7 protein-coding genes are annotated in these 6,850 nt (G+C 59.7%); 2 read left to right on the top strand and 5 right to left on the bottom strand.

The window, feature by feature from the left end; genetic code table 11:
* Nucleotides 1-170 precede the first annotated feature (170 nt).
* The 4 genes from JOY90_RS02475 to JOY90_RS02460 are packed head-to-tail and all read right to left on the bottom strand — an operon-like array spanning nucleotide 171 to nucleotide 3,772.
* On the bottom strand, nucleotides 171-1,088 hold the full coding sequence (locus tag JOY90_RS02475; RefSeq protein ID WP_291689585.1) for a branched-chain amino acid ABC transporter permease: 918 nt from the start codon (nucleotides 1,086-1,088) through the stop codon (nucleotides 171-173).
* Nucleotides 1,085-1,822, bottom strand: coding sequence for an ABC transporter ATP-binding protein (locus tag JOY90_RS02470; RefSeq protein WP_291689584.1), 738 nt, complete (start codon nucleotides 1,820-1,822; stop codon nucleotides 1,085-1,087). Before JOY90_RS02470 ends, JOY90_RS02475 begins: the two co-directional genes overlap by 4 nt.
* Nucleotides 1,812-2,582, bottom strand: a complete 771-nt coding sequence (locus JOY90_RS02465; protein ID WP_291689583.1) for an ABC transporter ATP-binding protein — start codon at nucleotides 2,580-2,582, stop codon at nucleotides 1,812-1,814. The genes JOY90_RS02470 and JOY90_RS02465 overlap by 11 nt, the downstream gene beginning before the upstream one ends.
* 2 nt (nucleotides 2,583-2,584) lie before the next feature.
* Nucleotides 2,585-3,772, bottom strand: coding sequence for an ABC transporter substrate-binding protein (locus tag JOY90_RS02460; protein WP_291689582.1), 1,188 nt, complete (start codon nucleotides 3,770-3,772; stop codon nucleotides 2,585-2,587).
* Between the two features lie 385 nt (nucleotides 3,773-4,157).
* On the opposite strand from JOY90_RS02460, the gene JOY90_RS02455 reads away from it, so the two are divergent.
* Nucleotides 4,158-5,039 carry a MurR/RpiR family transcriptional regulator gene (locus JOY90_RS02455; protein WP_291689581.1) on the top strand — a complete coding sequence of 294 codons (882 nt, stop codon included), beginning with the start codon at nucleotides 4,158-4,160 and terminating at the stop codon, nucleotides 5,037-5,039.
* A 36-nt stretch (nucleotides 5,040-5,075) separates the two neighbouring features.
* Here the strand turns inward: JOY90_RS02455 and JOY90_RS02450 are convergent, their stop codons facing one another.
* Nucleotides 5,076-5,990, bottom strand: a complete 915-nt coding sequence (locus JOY90_RS02450; protein ID WP_367276867.1) for a cyclase family protein — start codon at nucleotides 5,988-5,990, stop codon at nucleotides 5,076-5,078.
* Between the two features lie 342 nt (nucleotides 5,991-6,332).
* On the opposite strand from JOY90_RS02450, the gene JOY90_RS02445 reads away from it, so the two are divergent.
* Nucleotides 6,333-6,850 (top strand): metallophosphoesterase (locus JOY90_RS02445; protein WP_291689579.1); only part of this gene is annotated, 518 nt, incomplete at its 3' end.

Below are 6,850 nucleotides of genomic sequence, written 5' to 3'. Positions count from 1 at the left end.
CATGCCGGCGACGACGATCAGACGTATCAATGCTTCGATCACCGTCTGGTTGATTTCGGGGTCATCGACCCAGACGGTCACGCCTGCAATGAGCAGAAGGATGATGACCAAACTCAACAGCGGCCAAGCCGATCGCAGTCCTTGACCTGCCGCCTGCAATAGCGTCGGCATCAAACGCGCTCCCTGGAGGAATGAGCCTCGAGGATCCCATATGGCCGCCACAGAAGGATCGCTATCACGAGCACGAATACAAAGGCCTCGCGAAAGGGCCGGAGTTGATCCGAGAGAGTAGCTTGCAGGATGACTTCGATCGCGGCGACAACAAATGCTCCAACGACCGCGCCGAGGAGGTTGCCGAGACCGCCAACGACCGTAGAAATGAACGCGAACATCATCAGGGGGACGCCCATCTGATAGCTGAGGATACCCGATTGAGCGGTATAGAGAAGAGATGCTGTCGCGGCCAGGAGCCCGCTCAACGCCAACGCGCCGGCAATGACGGTGTTGGCCCTTATGCCAAGCATGCGAGCCATCTGGTAGTCCTCCGCAGCTGCCCGCAGCTCCACACCTGTGCGTGTCGTTCTGAGCAGCAGAGTCAATGCCCCCAGAAGCATCGCTGTGGCCCCAACCGTTGCGAGTTGCAACTTCTGAACACGAAGACCAAGCAAGTTAACCTGCGTCGTAAGTTCAGGCCAAAGATTGACCGCCTTGGGTCGGCTGCCATAGATCATCAGAAGCAAATGTTGGATGATGAAACTGAGCGCGAAGGATCCGATCATGAGGGTGGCGGGCGTGGTGCCGCGCAACGGTCTAAACACCATCAATTCGGAAAGGATCGCAACCATGATGACGGACATGGCAGTGAGAAGCAGGACAAGTGGCCAGGGGAGGGCGCCAACATAGAGCACGGCCAATGCGTTGGCAGAGGGCACGATAAGCGCATAGGCTCCTACCGAGATGAAGTCGCCGTGGGCAAAATTGATGACTCGGAGAACACCGAACAACAGACCAATGCCGAGCGCCGTCAACGCATAAAGGCTGCCAAGACTTAGCGCATCGATGACATATTGCAGCATGGCCGGCATCATGATCGGCCTTGAGGGGCAGTGCTCGGGAAGCCGAAATATGCCTGTTCCAGCCGTTCGGAGTCGCAGATCTCGGCCGGTGAGCCGGTATGCTCGATTTGACCGGAACGCAGCACATAGACACGATCGGAGAAGGAAAGGGCGCGTGTTGCGGTTTGCTCGACGATCAGCAATGTCAGGTTTCGCCGTGCACGCCAGTCCTGGAGAATGTCGTAAACCTGGTCGACGACCATGGGTGCAAGCCCAAATGACGGTTCATCCAGGGCAATGAGGCGAGGCCGGGAAAGCAGGGCTCGAGCTATGACCAGCATTTGTTGCTCGCCGCCTGACAGCCGAGCCGCCAGCGAACGGCGCCGTTCGGCCAGCTTGGGGAAGTAGTCCAGGACTTGATGGAGATCGTGCTCGCCGCCACGATAGCCGCTTTGTGCCCATAGCCCGAGCCGTAAATTTTCTTCGACTGTCAGCGAACTGAATACGCGTCGCCGCTCGGGGACGGTGGCTAGCCCAAGCCGCGCAATTGATTCAGGAGGTAAGTCGCCGATGCCGCGGCCGCCGAATTCGACGGTGCCGGAGCGGGCCCGCACGGCACCGGCCATGGTCCACAGGAGCGTGGATTTTCCTGCCCCGTTCGGGCCGAGGAGACTGACAGTCTCGCCCTGCCTTACGTGAAGCGAAACCCCGCGGAGCGCGCAGATTTGCCCATGATGGACCGAGATATCCTGGATGCTAAGCAGCATCGACGTTCACTCGTCGTCGCTGGCCCGTCACAACGATGCCAAGGTAGGCGGAAATCACGGCCTGGTTCGAGCGCACCTCGGCGGGTGCTCCCTCTGCGATCATTCTTCCACTGTCCAGAACATGGATACGCTCGCAGGCGCGCATTACGACCTCCATGTTATGGTCTATCAGGAGGACGCCAGCGGCAAAGGTTTGAGGAATGGCCGTGATCAAGCGCGTGATTTCTTCGCACTCGATCTCGGACATTCCCGCAGCCGGCTCGTCGAGCAGAATGAACCTGGGATTTGCGGCAAGTGCCCGCGCGATCCCAAGTCGCCGGTTGTCGGTGCCCGCGAGAATCCCGGCGATGAGTTCGGTCTTGTCCGCGAGGTTCACCCAAGCGAGGAGCTCGCGGGCGTGCGCCGCGGCCTGGCGCGACGTGAATCCAAGATTCACCGCTGGGACGATGACGTTCTCGGCGACGGTCAACTCACCGAAAAGACGCCCGGATTGGAATGTCCTGGCAATTCCCCTGCGACGGAATTGATGTGGCGGCCTGCCCTGGAGTGACCTTCCATCCAGGGTGACGTGTCCGCATGAAGGTGTCTCCAAACCTGATAGCACATTGACCAGGGTCGTTTTGCCGGCTCCGTTGGGACCAATGAGACCACGGATATCGCCAGGCTCAAGCGAGAGCGAGACCTCATTGATTGCAGTGATGCCTTGAAATCGAACTGTAACGTTATGCGCGCGAAGCGCGCCGGCCTGAGTGTCAACCATCGTCACCGTCGGAACAGCACGTCCATCGGTACCGGCTCGGAGATCTTCCAATATTCAACAGGGTTGGGTTTACCCGCCGTAAAGCCGATGATCTCGTAGCGAGCGCTGTCCTGGATGTGTAGGTTTGAGGTAAACGTACGCGGGCCGAACCGTGTCGGAAAGTCATGCAGTTTTTCCAATTCTGCGACGACCTTCGCGACATCCGTGCTGCCGGCGCGCTTCGCGGCCTCGGCATAGCATTCGATCAATACCCACCCGGGGAAGACGTATGAGGAGGGCGGCGCCTGCTCCCAGCGCTTGGAATAGCTTTCCGTAAATTCATTCACCTTGGGATCGGGGTCGTTGCCGTAGATCGACCCCTGCACAGGAACATAGAAATTCGAAAGATTGGGTACCGCATCGGTCCAATAGGTGCCGTCCATGGCCATGCCGTTGACGATTGGAACGTCGATGCCGGCTGCACGGATCTGGCGGATGGCGCTGGCCCCGCCAGGCGTATACGTGCACAACATGATCACGTCCGGCGGTGAGGACATGTTACGCAGTCGTGTGATCTGGGCGGCGATCGATGCATCATCATTCCTGAACGTGTCGCGTCCGCTAATCGTCCCGCCAAACTTTGGAAACGCCCAATCGAATCCGGCGCAGACCGATTTGTTGTACTCCGCCGTATTGTCGAGCAGCACGTAGCCGTTCCGCCAGCCCATTTTCTTGATCGCCCATTCGGCCATGGTGGCCCCTTGCACCGGGGCGGCGATGGAGGCCGTGAACGAGTAGGGGCCGACACCCTGGATTCCCGCCTTGGCGTCTTCGGCACACACAAAGAAGGAGATTTTTCCTGCGTTTTGCGCCGACAGGGCAGCGGGAGCGCCGTTGTCATAATCGCACGAGACGACAACGAGATCGGCGCCCTGTCGGGCAGCCTCAAGACCAGCTTTGGCACCCTGTACCCGATCGGATTTGGTGTCTGCGATAAACCAACGGAATTTGCGCCCATCGATGCCGCCCGCCGCGTTGATCATCTCCATTTCCATGATCGCGGCTCGTTGGCCGCCTTGGTCATAAGGTTGCTCAATGCCGGATTGCGCCGTCGCGAAACCAACGACGATATCTTCGGCACTGACGGGCCCGCCAAATGCGCAGGCAATGGTTGCCGCCAACCCGGCCACGACACGCTTCGGCAAGACCATTGGGCGACTCCTCTTGTGCGAGCATGACCAACCCCGTCGCGGAGACCGCTGGGTACCGGTCTTCGGCGATCACCGGGATCCTACCTGGTGCATATGACGCTTGTATGAGAGTTTTTCATTATGGGCGGGTATTGCGCAAAGTTTTTTTCAGTGTCAGACTGCGAAGCCGAAGTCGGCAGCTTCAGCATTGCTAAGCGCGGCCCGACTGAAGCTGCTTCGACGAATGTGGGCGTTCCAGCTAACGACATGACATCCCGCCCCGACGGATGCCTCGCCGCTTACCGTGGCGCCATCCGGCGTCTCCGGCCGCTCTCTGCCACGGTCTCCGGAGCAACCCATCCGGCGGCTGGATCAGGCAGCTTCGGTCACCCACAAGAGGCTCAGTATGAATAGCGGCAATCCGTCGGGCCCGCGCAACAGCGCGCCCGGAACCGCACTGGCGCGCCTCACTGTCATGCGCGAAAAGCTGCCGCCGGTCGCCCGCAGGATCGCGGACTTCATCCTCAGCAATCCTGGCGACGTCGTCCACATGTCCATCACCGAGATGGCCGAAAGGGCGGAAGTGAGCGAAGGCAGCATCGTGTCACTATGCCAACAACTCGGCGTCAAGGGCTACCAGGGCTTGAAAATCCAGGTCGCCCAGGGACTGGTCGAGCCGATCAAGTTCATCCACGAGGATCTCGTCCTGGGCGATGATACGGCAACCGTGACCAATAAGGTTGTGAGCAGCGGCGTTCAAGCTCTGGTCGACACCTTGGCAGTTCTCGATATTGAGGCACTCGAGCGCGCGGTGTCAGCCATTCTCGCTGCACCATGGGTCGAGGTCTACGGTATCGGAAGCGCCGCTCCGGTCGCGATTGATGCCTATCACCGCATGACCAGGCTGGGCCTCAACTGCAAAGTGATAACCGACTCTCACGCTCAGCTCGTGAGTGCTTCGTTCCTGAAGCCGAAGGTGGCGACGCTATCCATCTCTCACTCCGGCAGTACGATCGAGACCGTATCAGCTACGCAACTGGCGAAAGAAGCGGGAGCAACGACGATTTGCATCACAAATTTCGGCAAGTCGCCGATCCAAAACTACACAGATATCGTGCTCTACACCGCGGCGAGAGAGACGCGCTTTAGGACGGAGGCAATGACGAGCCGCTTAGCCGAGTTCGCGGTTATCGATGCCCTGAATGCAAACATCGCGCTCGCGAGCTACGAACGCTCGTTGGACGCTCTGCGGCGGACCTCCGACGTGCTCTCGAATCGCCGCTCTTGATGACAAAGTCCCACGGCGATCGCCGAAGCGCCTGGCTCAGACGGTCGCAATGGGGGTAAGCGGCGAGCCCATTGCGCCAGGGAGTCGAAGAGGCGGCGCGGTGAGGAAGAAGTGATGCCGCGAATTGGCATTTAACCAGCGATTGAGTTCCTCGAAATGCCATAGCTCCCCCAAAGGTATTCCGAGCTTGAACAGGCAATGCTCGTGCAAGGGAACATAGCTTCGCCCCGCGCGGGCCTCGCTGCGCGGGGGCTGCGCTTCAACCGCGAAATTGTCGGCTGCAATTGCTGCGATGCCACTGTCCGTGATCCAGTCCAACAGCCTGCGGTCGCAGCCGTCCAGCGCCGCGCACGATCGCGCCAATATGGCGCCGTCAGGACGCCGGCCCATGTCGAGCAGAACTCTGCTGAAGCCGGTGTGCAGGCACAAGATATCGCCAGGCGCGATAATGATGGCGTCCTCCTCGATGCAGCGACACAGGTCGTCGTAGCCGACGTAGTGGCGCGCTGACCCGAATCGCCTTGCCAGATCGATGAGGACGCCCCGGCCCTGCACGCCATGTTGCGCCATGTGCTCAATGCCGAGCGCCGTCGAGGATATCTCGCGGGCTTCGCCAGGTTCAAGCACGTCGATTCTCGCGCGAAAGCCGTTGTAGTAGACGACTTTACGCTTGCCGTCGCCGTCCACATCGAACGGCTCGCCGATGTGAGCGAGGCCGTCCCAGTGGGTCGAGTATTGTGTGCAGAGGCACACTGCGTCGTCGCAGACGATATCGTCAAAACCCGGCTCTTCGGCGCTGAAGTCGTAGTGAAAGCAAGCTCGGCCATTCCTGATCGTCGGGCGGAGCCGTGGTGGGGAGCGGTAGGACGCGAGCACGCTGCCGCCGGGATAGTCGAGCGGCAGGCTCAGACAGAAATTCCTGCCCTGCTTGATCTCGGCGGCCGCGGCCAACGTCCTCTCCGGGCCGATCAGATTCAGTCGTCCCAGCTGATCGTCAGCGCCGAACTCACCCCAGTTTGCGCCGACAGGGCGACGCTTCCATCGGATCCCTGACGTCATAAGCGGCAGCTCCCTTGGCAGCGCTTGATGCCACCGATGTTCGCCACGCGCTCCAAATATGGAAGCATATAATCAAAACAGCGCAGAATATTATGCTGCCGGCCGGCGTCACCAGATTGTTAAACAGCTCTATTAGTTTCTCGCTCATCCATCGACGGGAATGGGGAAGACGCGGGCGTGGAGCCATACCGGCTTATTCTGCTGGGGGACAGCTGTTCTGGCGTGCCCTATCACGTGCACGAACAGAACTTCCGTGCCGTCCGGGAGGCGCTTCTCAGGCGGCAGCCTCACTCGCGAACGCTCTGCTATCTTGGTGATCATGTTTCCGGTTACGTTCCCGACGAGCGGGAGCTCCGGCTGCAATGGCGCCATTTCATGGATCGCGAATTCTGTGAATTCACAGGCGCATTTGATCGAATCTTTCATATTCCCGGCAATCACGATGTTTACAGCGCGGCGAGCCATGGCCTGTACGAGCAGGTGCTGCCGCAGCGGCATGCAAACGTCGTCGCTCGCAAGGAACTCAATTACGCCGTACGGGACGGTGACGCGCTGCTGGTTTTTCTGAATACCGCCAATCCCAGGAATCACGGCCACGCCATCCTTGACATCGCCTGGCTCGAGGAAGCGCTCGCAAAAGGTCGCGACGCGACGATCAAGCTCGTCTTCGGGCATCATCCCATTCTCCCCGTGAACGGTTATGATTTGCACCCGGATTGGCGCGTTTCGCCCGAAGATGGCGAAATAGCTTG

Source organism: Bradyrhizobium sp. (assembly GCF_019242285.1).
GTDB lineage: Bacteria > Pseudomonadota > Alphaproteobacteria > Rhizobiales > Xanthobacteraceae > Bradyrhizobium.
This window is presented reverse-complemented; position numbering and strand designations above follow the sequence as displayed.

Excerpts from the sequence above, each read along its gene's own strand:
- JOY90_RS02460 (WP_291689582.1), bottom strand. The coding sequence starts at position 3,772 with ATGGTCTTGCCGAAGCGTGTCGTGGCCGGGTTGGCGGCAACCATTGCC.
- JOY90_RS02465 (WP_291689583.1), bottom strand. The coding sequence starts at position 2,582 with ATGGTTGACACTCAGGCCGGCGCGCTTCGCGCGCATAACGTTACAGTT.
- JOY90_RS02470 (WP_291689584.1), bottom strand. The coding sequence starts at position 1,822 with ATGCTGCTTAGCATCCAGGATATCTCGGTCCATCATGGGCAAATCTGC.
- JOY90_RS02475 (WP_291689585.1), bottom strand. The coding sequence starts at position 1,088 with ATGATGCCGGCCATGCTGCAATATGTCATCGATGCGCTAAGTCTTGGC.
- JOY90_RS02455 (WP_291689581.1), top strand. The coding sequence starts at position 4,158 with ATGAATAGCGGCAATCCGTCGGGCCCGCGCAACAGCGCGCCCGGAACC.